Annotated in this window: 14 protein-coding genes; 4 read left to right on the plus strand and 10 right to left on the minus strand. The window is 54.1% G+C overall.

Annotation, left to right across the window (positions count from 1 at the left end; genetic code table 11):
- Window positions 1-21: 21 nt before the first annotated feature.
- A complete protein-coding gene (pldA, locus tag SJI19_RS10405) occupies window positions 22-906 on the minus strand; it encodes a phospholipase A (RefSeq protein ID WP_323478189.1) in 885 nt (294 codons plus the stop codon).
- A 260-nt stretch (window positions 907-1166) separates the two neighbouring features.
- Between pldA and rarD the strand changes: the two genes are divergently transcribed.
- Window positions 1167-2075, plus strand: coding sequence for an EamA family transporter RarD (gene rarD, locus SJI19_RS10410; RefSeq protein WP_323478190.1), 909 nt, complete (start codon window positions 1167-1169; stop codon window positions 2073-2075).
- Here rarD and SJI19_RS10415 read toward each other — a convergent pair.
- From SJI19_RS10415 to SJI19_RS10455, 9 genes are all read right to left on the minus strand, one after another.
- Window positions 2046-3101, minus strand: a complete 1056-nt coding sequence (locus SJI19_RS10415; RefSeq protein WP_323478191.1) for an AbrB family transcriptional regulator — start codon at window positions 3099-3101, stop codon at window positions 2046-2048. The genes rarD and SJI19_RS10415 overlap by 30 nt on opposite strands.
- A gap of 8 nt (window positions 3102-3109) precedes the next feature.
- Window positions 3110-4060, minus strand: a complete 951-nt coding sequence (corA, locus tag SJI19_RS10420; protein WP_323478192.1) for a magnesium/cobalt transporter CorA — start codon at window positions 4058-4060, stop codon at window positions 3110-3112.
- 366 nt (window positions 4061-4426) lie between these two features.
- Window positions 4427-6589, minus strand: coding sequence for a DNA helicase II (uvrD, locus tag SJI19_RS10425; RefSeq protein ID WP_323478193.1), 2163 nt, complete (start codon window positions 6587-6589; stop codon window positions 4427-4429).
- Window positions 6590-6686: 97 nt separating this feature from the next.
- Window positions 6687-7403, minus strand: coding sequence for a 5-amino-6-(5-phospho-D-ribitylamino)uracil phosphatase YigB (yigB, locus tag SJI19_RS10430; RefSeq protein ID WP_323478194.1), 717 nt, complete (start codon window positions 7401-7403; stop codon window positions 6687-6689).
- Window positions 7403-8314, minus strand: coding sequence for a tyrosine recombinase XerC (xerC, locus tag SJI19_RS10435; RefSeq protein ID WP_323478195.1), 912 nt, complete (start codon window positions 8312-8314; stop codon window positions 7403-7405). Before xerC ends, yigB begins: the two co-directional genes overlap by 1 nt.
- Complete coding sequence (locus SJI19_RS10440; RefSeq protein WP_323478196.1) at window positions 8311-9015, minus strand: DUF484 domain-containing protein; 705 nt, start codon at window positions 9013-9015, stop codon at window positions 8311-8313. Before SJI19_RS10440 ends, xerC begins: the two co-directional genes overlap by 4 nt.
- A complete protein-coding gene (gene dapF / locus SJI19_RS10445) occupies window positions 9012-9836 on the minus strand; it encodes a diaminopimelate epimerase (protein ID WP_323478197.1) in 825 nt (274 codons plus the stop codon). Before dapF ends, SJI19_RS10440 begins: the two co-directional genes overlap by 4 nt.
- Before the next feature lie 70 nt (window positions 9837-9906).
- Window positions 9907-10116: an LPS translocon maturation chaperone LptM gene (gene lptM / locus SJI19_RS10450; RefSeq protein WP_323478198.1), complete on the minus strand. Its 210-nt coding sequence runs from the start codon at window positions 10114-10116 to the stop codon at window positions 9907-9909.
- A gap of 186 nt (window positions 10117-10302) precedes the next feature.
- Window positions 10303-12852, minus strand: coding sequence for a class I adenylate cyclase (locus SJI19_RS10455; RefSeq protein ID WP_323478199.1), 2550 nt, complete (start codon window positions 12850-12852; stop codon window positions 10303-10305).
- A 378-nt stretch (window positions 12853-13230) separates the two neighbouring features.
- On the opposite strand from SJI19_RS10455, the gene hemC reads away from it, so the two are divergent.
- Genes hemC through hemX form a run of 3 tightly spaced genes read left to right on the plus strand, consistent with a single transcriptional unit; the run spans window position 13231 to window position 16159 of the window.
- Window positions 13231-14184: a hydroxymethylbilane synthase gene (gene hemC / locus SJI19_RS10460; RefSeq protein WP_323478200.1), complete on the plus strand. Its 954-nt coding sequence runs from the start codon at window positions 13231-13233 to the stop codon at window positions 14182-14184.
- Window positions 14181-14921, plus strand: coding sequence for a uroporphyrinogen-III synthase (hemD, locus tag SJI19_RS10465; RefSeq protein ID WP_323478201.1), 741 nt, complete (start codon window positions 14181-14183; stop codon window positions 14919-14921). The genes hemC and hemD overlap by 4 nt, the downstream gene beginning before the upstream one ends.
- Window positions 14922-14944: 23 nt before the next feature.
- Window positions 14945-16159 (plus strand): uroporphyrinogen-III C-methyltransferase, encoded by a 1215-nt coding sequence (gene hemX / locus SJI19_RS10470; protein WP_323478202.1) that lies wholly within the window; start codon window positions 14945-14947, stop codon window positions 16157-16159.
- Window position 16160 lies beyond the last annotated feature (1 nt).

The following is a 16160-nucleotide window of genomic DNA, read 5'->3' on the forward strand; positions in this document are numbered from 1 at the left end:
CCTGTGGCGAAATCTTGGAACTTACATCATATCGTTGAGCATAAAACCCACGCCGATACGGGTTTGCCGATGATTGTAATCAATCAAGGATTCACCGTACCCGTTAAACAGCTGAGTGTAAAAACGCACATGCTTGTTAATAGGATAGCTCCACCCCAGCTGACCGCTGCCATAACCCGTATTCCAGTTGTACCGGCTCTCGACGCTAAACACACTCTCGCCCCAGGTATAGCCGACTTTCAACCGGTAATATCCCATGTATTTGGTGATATCCGGGTTGTCACTTTTGCTGCTGAAGGTGAACCAGGGTTTAACTTCCACCTGCCAATTGCCATTTTGCGCCATCAGTCGGGTATAAGCACGATCCCAACTGCGTGAGGTGGGATCGGCTTTACCGTTCGACTGGTGGTTTACCCCTACCTCAACGTCGCGCAGCGTCCAGCCGCCTAAATAATAGTCCGTTGCCCAGCCAACAAACAGCTGTGGTTCGTAATTGGTTTCGCGAAACGGCGATGATTCCTTGGTATTGGATGCTTGCCATAATGAGTGTTGAGTATAGGACGCCCCCAACACAGAATTATCGCCGGCAATGCCCCGCCACAGCGGAAATCCCAGGCTCAACTGAAAATCCAATTCATCCTTGCGTGCGTTTTTTGCCCAGTCATAGGATTTGATGGATTCTTTATTGAGATCGCTGGTATAGGTGTACATAACGTAGTTGCTTTCGTATGGATAAAGCACCAGCGCGTTATCATGCTCTTGCAACATATTCGCGATAATGCTGCCTTTCACTGCAGGAGTATCGTGAATTTGCTGCACCGTTGCTTCTGCCGCATATGCTCCGTTGGCATATAAACACGAGGTTGAACCCAGAAAAAGCACAGTGGCACCCAAAAGCTTACGCATATATTTTTTCTCCGAAAGTACGCAGTGATACCGGCGAGTGCAAGCAGGCCATTTTACACACTATCCGCTATTTCTTTTAGCAAATTACGCAACATTCTTACATGTAAAAAAGGCAATCGACCCGGTGTAAGGCGCTGTCATCACCCGGGCATTGTTCGGTTGCGGCCTGTGGGAGGGCACCCGCAATGACTCTGCAGATGAATAACCGATAGGTTTAGCTTATACTTGCTCGCTTATTTTGTTATTAATCAGGCTACCCCATGAACGAAAACCCCACGCGTCAGGGCATATTATGCGCACTTGGCGCCTATTTGATTTGGGGACTGGCCCCGGCCTATTTCAAACTCATACAACAGGTACCGGCCACAGAAATTCTCACCCATCGAATTATCTGGTCGATGGTTTTTATGGTGCTGCTGCTCAGCCTATGCCATAAATGGCGACAGGTGCGTGATCTGTTCCGCCGTCCCAAGATACTGTTGCTGCTGGGTGTCACCTCCGTCCTGGTGGGGGGTAACTGGCTGTTGTATATCTGGTCAGTGAATCATCATCATATGCTGGAAGCCAGTCTGGGTTATTTTATTAACCCCTTGGTGAATATTCTGCTGGGGATGATCTTTCTCGGCGAGCGCTTTCGTAAACTGCAATGGCTGGCGGTAATATTGGCCATGTGCGGCGTGTTAATGCAGTTGTGGAAGTTTGGATCGCTGCCGTGGATTGCCTTGGGTCTGGCCTTCAGCTTTGCTTTTTACGGCCTACTGCGCAAGAAATTGGCGGTCGATCCGCAGATCGGCATGATGATCGAAACCCTATGGCTACTGCCGGCTGGCGCCTGGTATCTGTTTGTCGTTGCCGATTCACCCACCAGCCATCTGGCGGCTAATCCGTGGCAATTAAATCTGCTGCTGGTGGCGGCAGGCGTTATCACTACCACACCGTTGTTGTTATTCACCGCCGCCGCCAACCGTTTGCGCCTATCGACGCTGGGATTTTTCCAATATCTTGGCCCAACGCTAATGTTCCTGCTGGCTGTGCTGTTTTATGGTGAAACCATGACTGAGGATAAGCTGTTTGCCTTTGGATTTATCTGGCTGGCACTGGCGGTATTTATTTTTGATGCGTTGGTCATGCGGCAAAAATCACGACACATTCGGCGCAGCGTGATGTGAAATAAAACGGGCCATTGCTGGCCCCAGCAATAGGATCGAAAACAGCCGCAAGCTTTGCATCGCCATCACAAAACCAATATCCGCATGGCTGCCAGCGGCAATAATCGCTACCGTGTCGAGCCCGCCAGGGCTGGTGGCCAGGTAGGCAGTCAACAAGTCCACCGGCAGCAGCAGTGTCAGCAACCAGGCCATAAATCCGCATAGCAGGATCAGGCCAATGATCGACGCCACCATCTGCGGCAGGGTTTTTAACGCCAACAGCACGATAGCGGGAGTGAAACGCAGCCCCACGCTCCAGCCGATAAACGCATAGGCTAAGGCCAGCAGCCACTCAGGCACCTGCATGGAAAAAATACCGCTAACGTGCAGCCCAGCCCCCACCAGCATGGGGATCAGTAGCGCGCCGGCGGGGATATGCAACCGTTTACCCAGCCAGGCACCGGCGAAAGCAATCACCAGCGTCGCGGCAAAACGCGCATCCAGCGACGGGAACCATTCGACCTCCGGTGTCAGGCCCACGCCATTTTCCATACTCAGGTGAGCGACCGTGGCTGCTGCTGCGGCTACAAACAGCACACGCAAATACTGCATAAACGCCACCAGGCGTACATCTGCGCCGAACTCTCCCGCCATAGCCACCATGGCCGAAGCACCGCCTGGAGAGGAACCCCACGCGCCGGTTGGCCCGGGCAGGCTGCTGAACCTCACCAGCAACCAACCCGATAAGCCGCTCGCCAACAGCGTCATCATCAATACCAACAGCACCAACAACCAGTCGGCAAGCAGGACGGTGAGAATACCCGGTAACAGTGTCAGGGCGATCATACAGCCGAGAATCGATTGGCAACCGATAAACACCCGCGGATCTATACTGATGGTTGTACCACACAGCGCCATCACTACGCCCACTAACATGGGCCCCATCAGCAGCGCGGCGGGGAAGTTGATATGCTGCAGGCTAAATCCCAGCGCCAAAGAACATAACAGCAATGTGGCCCATTGGGCGATGGGGGGAAAGTGTTTCATTCTTACCGCTAGAGCCAATTTTTACGCTTGAAATAGAGATACGGGGCTAGCCCCGCCAGGATCATGACGGCAATGGCGCCAGGATAACCAAATGACCATTTCAGCTCGGGCATAAATGTGAAGTTCATACCGTAACTGGATGCGACCAACGTGGGCGGCAGGAATACCACCGACACCACCGAGAATATTTTGATAATCCGGTTTTGTTCAATATTGATAAACCCCATCGCCGCCTGCATCAGGAAGTTAACCTTCTGGAACAGGGATTCGTTATGCGGCAACAGCGATTCGATATCGCGCAGGATTTCACGGGCCTGCTCCAACTGACCAGACGGTAGCCGCGCCTTGCGCACCAGAAAATTCAGCGCGCGCTGCGTATCCATCAGACACAGGCGAACTTTCCAACCCACATCTTCCAGTTCCGCCAGCGTCGACAGGGCCTCATCATAGTCATCGCCCTGGCGGCCTTCCATAATGACCAGACTGAGCGCTTCCAAATCGCTGTAGATATTTTCTATTTCATCGGCCAATTGCTCAATTTTGGTTTCGAATAAATCGAGCAGCAGTTCATACGCGTTTCCATCGGTCAGAACCTGGCTACGGGCGCGCATCCGATACAACCGGAACGCAGGCAGTTCACGCTCGCGCAGGGTATACAGCCGACCGTCGCGAATGGTAAATGCCACGGTAGCGTTACCTGCGTGGTCTTCGGCATCTTCATAAAAAAAGAATGAGTGGATATGCAACCCGTCCTCGTCTTCGAAAAAACGGGCGGAAGCCTCAATATCCTCCAACTCAAGCCGCGTCGCCAGGCTTTGACCCAGTTCTGCCTGAACCCGGTTCCGTTCATCATCACCCGGCTCGATCAAATCCACCCAAACCGAATCGGCCAGAGTATCTGATTCATCCAGCTCGAGACGAGACAGGCGATTTTGTTCTAATGTAAACGCGTTAAGCATACGCCATAGCTTCCTTAGCGGTGACAATCAGGAAACGCATTAGAAAGCAGAAACAGGAGGTGAAAATGCCACCCAACGTTTCAGACCGTCACAGATCTGACTCAGAGCGACACAGAATGAGGGTCGCTGATAACCACCGCGGCTATCAGCTTGAGGATAGCCTTAGTGGTAGCACCTGTTTAACAGATTATCGAGCCAGCATCTACTGGGGGCGTCCAAGGCGTGATCCTCATACAGTTATAGTGCGCGCATGTTACGCCGAGATGAAAAAGTCTGTCAATACACAAGCAACGCTTACTGTTGATTTTTCACACAGTCAACCCAAAATGGGAACCGATAGGAGCCCAACACCGGAATTCATCATCTTCACACCGTTTCCAGCCGGGCATAGGCCGCCACCAGCCACTTGATTCCTTGTCCCTGAAAGGCAATCTGCACACGGCTATGCTCACCACTGCCCTCCAGGTTGATCACCGTGCCTTCACCAAATTTTGGGTGTCTAACCCGCTGTCCCAAGGTATAACCGCTGTCATTTTCGCTCAATGGGGTTCCCATACGTTGATGATTAGCCGGCCGGGTTACGCTGGCGCGCAGCCGCACTTCCTCAACGCACTCCTCTGGCAGTTCGCCGACAAAGCGCGACGGGCGATGAAAGGCTTCTTTACCATACAGGCGGCGGGTTTCAGCATAGGTAATGGTGAGTTTTTCCATGGCCCGGGTCACGCCCACATAAGCCAGACGACGCTCTTCTTCCAGCCGTCCGCCCTCATCAAGCGACATTTGGCTCGGGAACATGCCCTCCTCCATGCCAACGATAAACACCTGGCGAAACTCCAGCCCTTTGGCGGAATGCAGTGTCATCAATTGCACTGCATCCTGGTTGGCATGGGCCTGACCTTCACCCGCTTCCAACGCCGCATGGGACAAAAAGGCCTGTAGCGGCATCAAATCCTGATCTTCATCTTGATAACTGTATTGCCGCGTCGCGGTGACCAATTCCTCAAGGTTTTCGATACGCGCCTGGCCTTTTTCACCTTTTTCCTGTTCATACATCATCCACAGACCGGAATTTTTAATCACCCGATCGCTTTGTACGTGCAGCGGCAAATCGACCGTCTCTTCCGCCAGAGCATCGATGAGCTCCAAAAAGCGCTGCATGGCGGACGCCGCGCGACCGGCTAACACCCGTTCTTGTAAAATGACCTGCGTCGCCTGGTACATCGTCAGTTGACGATCTCGGGCCACCTGTCGCACCACGTCAAGGGTCCGATCGCCAATGCCCCGCGTAGGAGTATTAACCACCCGCTCAAAGGCCGCATCGTCATTTCGATTGGCGATCAAACGCAGATATGCCAGCGCATCCTTGATTTCTTGACGTTCGAAAAAACGTTGGCCGCCATAGATACGATAGGGCATGGCATTTTGTAACAAAGCCTCTTCCAGCACCCGGGACTGGGCATTGCTGCGGTACAGGATCGCGCTGTCACAAAGCGCACCACCGGCTTCCTGCCAGGTCCTGATGCGGTTGACCACAAAACGCGCCTCATCGAGCTCATTAAACGCGCAATAGACCGAGATCGGTTCGCCTTCACCGTCCTCGGTCCACAAATTTTTACCCAATCGGCCGCCATTATGGGCGATCAGGGCATTGGCAGCCTTAAGAATGTTGCTGGTGGATCGGTAGTTCTGTTCGAGACACACGGTATGCGCACCGGGGAAATCATCCAGAAAGCGCTGAATATTTTCCACCTGCGCGCCGCGCCAGCCATAGATGGACTGATCATCGTCACCCACGATCATGACATTACCGTTATCGCCGGCCAGCAGCCTGATCCAGGCATATTGAATGCGGTTGGTATCCTGAAACTCATCCACCAGAATATTACTGAAACGCTCGCGATAATGCTTGAGGATATGGGGTTTGTTAAGCCAAAGCTCGTGGGCGCGCAGCAGCAGTTCGGCAAAATCCACCAGCCCGGCGCGATCACAGGCCTCCTGATAAGCCTGGTAGATACGCAACCAGGTGGCCTCTACCGGATTGCCATAACTCTCTACGTGCTGGGGGCGCAGGCCTTCATCTTTTTTGCCGCCGATGTACCACATGGCCTGACGCGGCGGCCATTGTTTCTCATCAATGTTCAGGGCGCGGATGATCCGCTTAAGCAACCGCAACTGGTCCTCGCTGTCGAGGATTTGAAAATCCTGCGGCAGGTTGGCGTCCAGATGATGGGCGCGCAGCAAACGGTGCGCCAGACCATGAAAGGTGCCAATCCACATCCCCCCCTGGCCGGTGCCGATCAGATGCTCAATGCGATGGCGCATCTCGGCCGCAGCCTTATTGGTAAAGGTCACCGCCATGATGGAATACGGTGAACAGTTTTCCACCGACAACAGCCAGGCAATGCGATGCACCAATACGCGGGTTTTGCCGCTGCCCGCACCGGCCAGCACCAAAAGGTTGCCACGCGGCGCGGCCACGGCTTCACGTTGTTTGTCGTTGAGACTTTCCAGCAAATCTGAGACGTCCATAGGGGACCTTTTTGACGACACCAATTTTACCACCCCGTGTTGTTTTTACACCGCGATGGCATCAATGCACTGGTTATTTATACAGATATATTGAAGATTATAACAAAGCGGTAAGAGATGCCAACCGCGAAATTTCAATATGCGGTAATAATCGCGCGTTAGGCGCATGATAAACGTCGGTGCCGCGATCGTTAATCCAGCACGCCTGCATGCCACAGCGTAGCGCACCGGCAACATCCGCCACCAGATCATCACCCACGTGCAGAATACTGTTTAACGGCATATCCAACTTGATCGCCGCTCGATGATACATATCGCGATACGGTTTGGCGCGACCATCCGGCCCCGCGCGCAGCACAAACGCGAAATAGTCACCCAGACCACATGCCTGAGGGCAAGCATTGCCGTTGGTGATCGCCACCAGCGGCCAGCGTGCCGCGAGCGCGCGTAGCGTCTGATGGGTGGCGTCAGGCACGTTGATGTCACTGCGCCAACGGGCAAACTCCGCCATGGCGGCATCGGCGCCGAGACGTGATTGTGCCACATCCAGCCCCTGTTTACGCATCGCCAGTTCCACCGAGCGCCAACGCCAGCGGGTAACGTCGTGGTAAATATCCGGCTCCTGACTACGCAGTTCGGCCCGGATTCGCTGGTAATGATCGCCATCAAGCGTTTTCAGTGCCGGATGATAATGGCGTAAAAAGGTGATCGATTGTTGCTCTGTGCGGGTAATTACCGGTCGGTTGTCATAAAGGGTGTCGTCTAAATCAAAGGTTATTGCACTAAACGCGCGCAGAGGTCGATAAAAGCGCATCAGGTTTTCCCTCGTTTGGCTCGTGGGTGAGCGGCATCATAGACCAACGCCAGATGCTGGAAATCCAGGTGGGTATATATTTGCGTAGTGGATAGGTTGGCATGGCCAAGCAATTCCTGCACTGCCCGCAGGTTACCGCTGGATTCAAGCATATGAGTGGCAAATGAATGACGCAGCTTATGGGGATGGACATGGCTCTCAATGCCCTGTTTGATTCCCCATTCAGCAAAGCGCTTTTGTACATTACGCATAGAGATACGCTTGCCGGTTTTGGCGACAAACACCGCATCATCCTGCGGGGCGAACACCTCGCGCAGCGCCAACCAATGCTCCAGCCAGGTAATGGCGCTTTTGCCCAACGGCAATTTACGCTCTTTATTGCCTTTGCCCACCACCCAAACCTCACCGGCCAGCAAGTCAATATGTCCGCAATCCAAATTAACCAATTCCGCCAGGCGCAGCCCGTCGCCATACATCACTTCCAGCATGGCGCGATCGCGCACCGCCAAAGGATCATGGGGGTCAATGTCGAGCAACCGGCTGACTTCATCCACATCCATGTTTTTGGGTAAATGGCGCCCGGCACGAGGTGCGCAAACCCCTTTGGCGGGATTCGCCTTTAGTTTGCCCCCCGCCACCATCCAGTCGAGGAAACTGCGTAGCGCCGATAAACGCAGCGCCAGGCTGGCAGACTGTAAGCCATGGCGTTTACTGCGGGTTGCCATGGACCTGACGTGGGTCACGTCCAACTGCTGCCAGGTACTCAGTCCCAGGTCATCGCCGATCACCAGTAGGGCGGTGAGTTGGCGATCGTAACTGGTCTGGGTGAGCGGACTGAGCTGTCGCTCGACGCGCAGATAGCGTAAAAACGCATCTACATCCTGTCGTAACGGCGAGCAAACGGCTGTCATGAACGTCCGACCCAGTGAGCCAGCAGTCCTGGCAGCAAGATCGCCAGTTGTTGCAACAATTCAGTCCCCATGCCCGGCTGATAATGTTGGTTATCACGGCTGGTAAAGGTCAGTACGCCGAGATCACCTCGCTCGCCCATCAGGGATATCGCCACTGAGCCCACCTGTCTGGCCTGGGGCAACAGTTGCAGCAGTTCCGGACCGTTAAGCGTGCCGAGATAATGATTATGCTGCCCCAGACGCTGAATACGCAACGGCTCAAACGCGGTGCGTGATAGACCTAAGTGGGTAAAATCCGACGGTGCGCCGATGAACCACTTATCGGTAAACAAACGCACGTGCGCCCCGGATAATCCCAAGCTACGCGCCCAACGTTGCAGGCGGTTAAGCATATCCAGCAGACCGTCGGCCGCCACCAGATCGGATTGCAGACCCAGCAGACTCTTAAACAGCTGTTCGTTTAGCGTAGCCTGTTCGATTAACCGGGAGATATCATCCTCCAGCTGCCGAATATGATGGCGCTGACGGGCCAGTTGCCACTCGAGCAATGAAACGCTGCCGCGGTTGACATGGGGCACGCGCATTTGCTCAACCTGACAGGCGTTGCGGATAAAAAAATCCGGGTTATCTTGCAAAAATTGCGCGACCGTTCGGTCGTCAAGCCGCAACGCCGGATCAAACTGCTCCCCTAGGTATTTCATAGATGAATAAATCCGTCGTAGACATGCGTAGCCGGCCCGGTCATAAATAACGAAGAACCCGGTCCCTTCCAGACAATTTGCAGTTGCCCTCCCGGGAGATCGACGTCCACTCGCTCCGCGAGCACTCCCTGCTGGATGCCTACCGCCACCGCCGCGCAAGCGCCGCTGCCGCAAGCTTGGGTCTCGCCGGCGCCACGTTCATAAACCCGCAAACGGATATGCTGTGGATCCACTATCTGCATAAACCCAATGTTCGCCCGTTCCGGAAAGCGCTCATGGTTTTCCAGCAACGGCCCAAGGGAACCTACTGGTGCGTTATCGACATCATCAACCGTGATGACACAGTGGGGGTTGCCCATGGAAACCACGCCGCACAATATGGTTTGTTCCGCAACCCGCATAATATAGGTCTTCTCTGCCTTGGTGGCGCGAAAAGGCACCGCCTGCAGATCAAAGTTCGGTTCGCCCATATTGACCCGCACCAACTCGTCATTGGTGATGGTTAATACCATGCGGCCCGTTTGCGTACTGACGCGTATTTCACGTTTATTGGTTAAACTTTTCATCCGCACAAAACGGGCGAAACAACGGGCACCATTGCCGCATTGTGCCACTTCGCTGCCATCGGCGTTAAAAATACGATAATGAAAATCCAGCTCCGGGTCGTACGGAGGTTCCACCACTAATAATTGGTCGAATCCGACGCCAATATGCCGATCCGCCAAACGGCGAATCAATTCCGGCGAAAAGTAGACATTTTGCGTGACGGCATCCACGACCATAAAGTCGTTTCCCAGGCCGTGCATTTTGGAAAACTGCATATCTCACTCCGCTGAGTAACCCTTAGACGCAGCATAGCGCGTCTTAGTAACGGATGCGACTGTCTCGCGGTTACGGCAACACCTTGGTGGGCGTCGTCTGGCTGCTGGCACTTGGATTCGCGGTCTGCACCGGTGATTGCGTTGCTGTGCCGGTCTGGGTCAGTTTGGGTTTTTGGACGGGTTTTTCAGCCGGGGGAAAATAAAGCGGTCCTTTTAGTCCGCATCCGTTCAATCCTAGAACTAAAAACGCCAGCATAATAAGGCGTAATGGCTTTTTCATGGGATAAATTACCTGTCATTCATGCTTTCAAGCCGTCTATCATCGCAGTTAGATCCTGAAAAGCAATAGTAATCGGCGTTGCCAGATGTCGAAGTGCAGCACCATCGGCGCTCAGACAGCGGATAACCCGGTTCCAACCGCCTGCCATAACCCAGCGTGGGGTAAGGGACATAACCTAAAGGCGAATTAAAGATGGGCTTGCTGGCGCGGCGAGACGTCCTGCTCGTAGGGTGCCGGACACAGCTGGGATAACACGGTACTGCGAAATGGCACCACCTGGGTTCGGCCATCCAGTTGCATGATCTGATAAAACTGCGGCAGATTGAAATTGATAAAGCTTGAACCATAGGTAAAGCGGTCATGGGAGGACGAGTAAAAACGGCTCACATCCCGCACCAGCTCTTCTTTGCTGCCCTCACAATGGTGATACGCCTCGACACGGTTGGTTTCATCCAGAATATAAATATTAAAACCCTGGTTATCATCGCCACTGTCTTCAAAGAAAAATTGGATAATACCTTCGCTGGCGAAGCCATCCACCACCGGCGGAAGATTGATCCTTTCGGTTTCCATTTGAATCGATAAACCATGCAGCTTGTTATTGGAAATGGCACCATAAAATTCAATGGCGTTCTCCAACTTTTGCACTGAAACACTCAACCGCTCGAAAAACAGTCCCCAGGTTTGGCCGGCCACCCGCACCGCTTTAAAGCGCGCAGGATCCTGGCGGGTGCTGGAGAGGCGCAGTTCGATGCAATCGGCCACCAACTGTTGTACCCGGGTGCGGATCAGACCGCGTAAATGCTGGCTGTAGCAGAATACCTCCACCGTATCCGGCGGCGAGGCGTCCTGATGCATTTTGCCCAGAATGGTTTTCAAGCCTTCCAATACCGCCTGCTCGCCGTTGAAGTGCAGCGTACGCACTTCATTCCAGGAGTTGCGATACAGCAAATCAATACTGCCTACCAGGCACTCTTGCTGCTGCCCGAAGCTGAACACATCAAGCTTACGGAAATCAAAGTGCACCACCTGGTTGCGGAATACGGCGGTCGGGTCGTGCTCAAGATTAACGATAATCGCCAGGTGGCGGATTTCACATGGGCTATACAAGGCTTTAGGCGTCGGCGCGGGAACGCGCAATGGGAAATTGCGTGACACATCTGCCACCAGCTCCTGCAGCCGGGGCAGATCGCATAACTCGCTGCCCTTAATATGCAGTTGGGTTTTGCTGGTCAGCAAGCCGTTAAACCAAGCCCAGGCCACCAGCTTGTTAAGGTAGCGGTTATATTCCAGCGGCTGATGGCTGATGATAAATTCCATCTCTGGCGACTGGTTATACAGATACCAGCCAGCCCGATTGGCTCGCCCTTGCGGCACATGAATAAACGTCAGATTCGGCTCAGACAAGTCGGGAGAGATCTGAGGGTTGATCAGTGTGACTTTGCCTGGCAGCGCTTCGAAGGCCGCATAGAGTTTACGGGTCAACACCCCGATGTCCTGCGGACTGGCGCTGACGCTCAGGTTGTTGCGCCGCGCAAAGCGAATCAGGTTGCGGTAGCTTTGCATCATGGCGTCAAGCAGCTCGTTATGCGCTTCGCGCACCCGGCCGATCTTCCAATTGGCCCGATCGTCAAGCATACTCAGGCGCGCCTCGTCCCAGCCCCATTCTTTCACCTGCTGACTGAGAATTTCTCGCCGCCAGACCACACTTTGCGGGGTCAGCGATAATTTTTCGCACACTTTGAGGTAAAAACAGCGCCGCACCAGATCCAGCCGAGTGAGATCATTGATTTGCGTCAGGTAATACGTAACCCTTTCGAGCATCATGCAATAAGGATCAAGACCATAAGAAACAATTTCACCGTCGTGCAGGTGCTGCTTGATGTTCATCGCCAACAGCTGAGTGTTGGGATATTCCCAAGAATAGGCTTCCAGCAGCAAGGTCTTGAGCACTGCTTTATAAGGGGAATCTATGCTTTTATATAACTGCCATAGACTGGCACCAAAGTACTCTTCGGCGGACAGGGTGTCCAAACCGCCTAAATCAAGCCATTCATTCGGGGTCAACGCGCCGCGCGCGTACAAGGACATGACGTATTCGTCATAGTGATCCTCCTCATCCCCCGGCACCATATTCCATAACAACCGTTTGCCGGCCATACGCACGGCAGTGCGGTAAAATTCATCCAATAGCAAAATATGCTGGGTAGAACCGCAGTCCTCATCCCCCAGATTGCCACTTTCATTACGCCGAAACCGGTTTTCATCAATCAGGAAAAAGTTAACATCCACCCCTTGAGTGCCCGCCCATATTTCCAGTAGCGAGCATTTCCGCTGCAATTGGCGGCGTTCTTCATTATCCAGCCAAGACTGGTGGCAAACCCAAATATCCAGATCGGAGTTGGCGTTTTGCCCAATGGACGAGGTGCTACCCATGGAGTAGACACCGGTAATCGGCCGTTCGCCACTGGGGGGAACGACTAAGGGTGCAACGGCGTGTTCGGTGATGTGGCTTAGCCAGGCGGATTGGGTTTCATCAGACGTATAGAAGCAAACGCCGCAGGGTACGTCACCTTCAAGGTAACCCGGTAGCATTGGATGATGATAATGTAATAAGGTTGGCAGCAGACTGTAAACTTGTTGAAAGGCCGGCCCCATGGCCGCCAAAGCCCGATCTACCCGTAGTTGGTTGATCGCATCCAGTCTCTGTTTCAATGTCTCGATATAGAAGTACAAGACGTCTCGCCTGGTTATCCCGGTGCCTAAAAGAACCTATTCCCATATCCGGCCGGGTAATAATTTAGAATAATGGTCGGCCGCTAATTGCTGGAAACGTGATCAATTTAACACCTTGCTGTTTGAGCGTAAAGAAAGTTAAGTTATACCCTAAATAATATGCGTGACAGGTGTGTTGGCTTTCCTCGCTTGCCGTCGTGCTGCAACGAGAACCCTTTAGCCTATACTCGTTAATTATAACACTTTTCCCTATAGCAACCCTTATGTTCCCTTAACCGGGCATGCAGCCAACGCAGTCATTACCGGATTCTGATAACTTACAGCGCGTTACTATCGATGGTAGAATGGCGATAGAATGCGATATACGGTAACCCAATTATGCAAGATACCCTGATAAGGATCGCCACCCGGCAAAGCCCTCTGGCGTTGTGGCAAGCTCAAGAAATTCAACGCCAGCTTCGGTTTTACCACCCCGCTTTACGCGTGGAGTTGGTGCCCATGGTGACCCGGGGCGATGTTTTGCTCGATACGCCGTTGTCGAAGGTTGGCGGTAAGGGGCTCTTCGTCAAGGAGCTTGAACGGGCGTTGATCGAGGACCGCGCCGATATTGCCGTACACAGTATTAAAGATGTGACGGTCGGTTTTCCCGATGGGTTGGGTCTGGTGACCATTTGTCAGCGGGATGATCCCCGCGACGCCTTTGTCTCACCGCACTATGCCAGTCTGGATGACCTGCCGCTGGGCAGCGTGTTAGGCACATCCAGTCTGCGCCGGCAATGCCAAGTGCGGGAGCGGCGGCCCGATCTGGTGATCCGTGATTTGCGCGGCAACGTCGGTACCCGATTGGCGAAACTGGATCGCGGTGAATACGACGCGGTGATCCTGGCGGTGGCTGGCCTAAAGCGTTTGGCGCTGCCAGAGCGAATCCGCCAGCCGTTGGATCCGCAATTGTGCCTACCCGCCGTTGGGCAAGGCGCAATCGGAATCGAATGCCGGCTGGACGATGATCGCACCCGTACGCTGCTGGCGCCGCTGCAACATAACGATACGGCGATTTGCATCGGTGCCGAGCGTGCCATGAACGCTCGCCTGGAAGGTGGCTGCCAGGTGCCGATTGGCAGTTATGCGGAAATTGTGGGCGACCAGCTATGGCTGCGCGCGCTGGTAGGGTCGCCCGACGGCCGCCGGGTGATCCGCACTGAAGGCCGCTCCGCCTTGGATCAGGGTGTACACCTTGGCATTAGGCTGGCAGAAGAATTGTTGAGCCGCGGCGCACGCGAGATACTCGATCAGGTTTATGCTGGTGATAATCAGGAGAAAACGATCAAATGAGCATTCTGGTGACCCGCCCCTCACCCGCCGGTGAACAGTTGGTCAATCGCCTGCGGGCCCAGGGCCGGCCCGCCTGGCATCTACCGTTGATTGACTTTTCTCCGGGCCGGGAGCTGGCTCAACTGCCCGCTCGACTGGCAGCCTTGGCGCCGGGGGATTTAGTCATTGTCGTGTCGCAACATGCGGTAAATTACGCCCATCCGTTCCTGACTCGCCAGGGGTTATCCTGGCCATCCCATCTACACTATCTCGCAGTGGGACGCTCCAGCGGGATAAGTCTGCATACCGCCAGCGGATTGCCGGTGGACTATCCCCGCGACGGTGAAAGCAGCGAACACCTTCTGGCCTTACCGGCACTCAGCCGGGTGGAGGGGTTGAACACGCTAATCCTGCGCGGCAACGGCGGACGTGAAGTATTGGAAGACGCGTTACACCAGCGAGGAGCCAAGGTCTGCTACAGTGAATGTTATCAGCGTAGTCCGGTACACTACGATGGCGAGCAGCAAAGTCGGCGATGCCTACAGCTAGAGGTCAATACTTTGATCATAACCAGCGGCGAAATGTTGCATCAATTCTATACTTTAATTCCTGATTACTTTCATGCTTCTTGGCTACTGCAATGTCGGTTGATCGTGGTGAGCGAACGTTTAGGGGCTCTAGCCCGCCAATTGGGCTGGACGGACATCGTCGTAGCAAACGCGGCAGACAACGATGCGCTAATGCGCGTACTGCTCTAAATTTAACTATGGGATAGGCCAATATGACGGAACACTCTACTCCAACGACGCCACAGGATGAGGCGGCCAAGGCAGCGCAAACCCCAAAAGCGACGCCATCAAACGCCGGCGAAACCATGGCGGGGTCAGCTAACACTCGCAGCGCCCCCGGCGGGATGGTTCCCCCCGACAACCGGCCGCCGGCCACCCGGCGGGGTAAGCTGTCGCTGAGTATGCTGTTGGCCATACTGGCCATTTTGCTGACGTTCCTGCTGGCAGCGATTTTTTACAGTTACAGCAGCCGACAGATAAAAGAGCAAACCGCGGTTAACCAACAACTGCAGTCTCGCCTCGAGGCGCTGCAACACAAGCAACAACAACAGCAGCAGGACAATCAGACCGCGCTGAGCCAGCAAACTCAGGAACTCTCCGCTGCACAGCAGCAGCAGGCGGCCAGCCAGGATAAGCAACTTAACGAATTGCGCGATAAAGTCGCCACCATCTCCGGCTCCGATGCCAATACCTGGTTGCTGGCGCAGGCAAATTTTCTGGTCAAACAGGCCGGACAGAAACTCTGGAGTGACCATGATGTCCTCACCGCCAGCGTGTTGCTAAAAGACGCCGATGTTAGCCTGGCGCAGATGAACGATCCCAGCCTGATGGGTGTGCGCCGCGCGATTACCGAGGATATTGCCAGCCTCGCTGCCGTCAGCCAAGTGGACTTTGACGGTATTTTTATGCGGGTGAACCAACTGTCAAATCAGGTGGACAACCTACGTCTGGCTGACAACAACAGCGATCAATCACCGATGGACAGTGACGGCGGACAGGAGTTGTCTAGCTCATTGCACGAATGGCGGCAGAACCTGAGCAAGAGCTGGCACAACTTCATGAATGACTTTATTACCATCCGACGCCGCGATACCGGTGCCGAACCCCTGCTGGCGCCTAATCAGGATATTTATCTACGTGAAAACATCCGCGCCCGCCTGTTGATCGCCGCCCTCGCGGTGCCGCGCCATCAAAATGAAGTCTACCAGCAATCCCTGGAGACTGTCTCGACCTGGGTGCGCGCCTATTTTGATACCGACGACGCCAATACCCGCGCTTTCCTCAGCGAACTGGACAACCTCAGCCAACAGTCCATCAATATGGATGTGCCGGCACAGTTAACCAGCCCGCCACTATTGGAAAAATTGATGCAGACTCGCGTTCGAAACCTGCTGGCGCAGCAACCGGCTACCGGCCAGGGGGAATAAG

Origin of the sequence: Acerihabitans sp. TG2 (genome assembly GCF_035013185.1) — a bacterium.
Taxonomy (GTDB): domain Bacteria; phylum Pseudomonadota; class Gammaproteobacteria; order Enterobacterales; family Enterobacteriaceae; genus Acerihabitans.